The organism is Mesorhizobium sp. BHbdii (assembly GCF_053848045.1).
Genome location: NZ_JBSPKX010000220.1, coordinates 1 through 443, shown reverse-complemented (window position 1 = coordinate 443; position 443 = coordinate 1). Strand labels below are relative to the sequence as shown.

Genomic DNA, 443 nt, shown 5'->3' with positions numbered 1-443 from the left:
GCATGCAGCACCACTTCACGCTGGTCCGTGCCGGAATAGGTGAACGTCACGTCATCGAACTTGATGCCCTGGCGCAAACCGTGGAAAGGCCCGTCGCCTTGCGGCGGCCTGGGCTTGCCGGCGGGATCCAGCATCCATGCCACCTCTTCCAGCGATCCGCTCAGGCCCTGCAACTGGCTCCATGATCCCTGCAGGGCCCGCATATGCGGCTGCAGCCTGTAAAGCAGGATGACGAAGGCGATGATCAGTGGGAAACCCACCTGCGCCAGCCAGGCGCCGATCACCACCGCCAGGAACAGCATGGCGTGGAGAACCTCGGTCAGCGGCGGCAGCGCCCCCTGGCGGACCTGCAGGACGAAGGAGGCGCGGCGAACCGCATCGGACGCGGTGTCGAATATCGCCTTCTCCCGGGCCTCCTGGCCGAAAATACGGATCAGTCGCCC

At 65.5% G+C, this 443-nt stretch carries 1 pseudogene; it reads right to left on the bottom strand.

What is annotated here, in order from left to right:
- Positions 1–443 (bottom strand): annotated as a pseudogene (locus ACWTU8_RS32730) (ABC transporter ATP-binding protein); the annotation flags it as partial.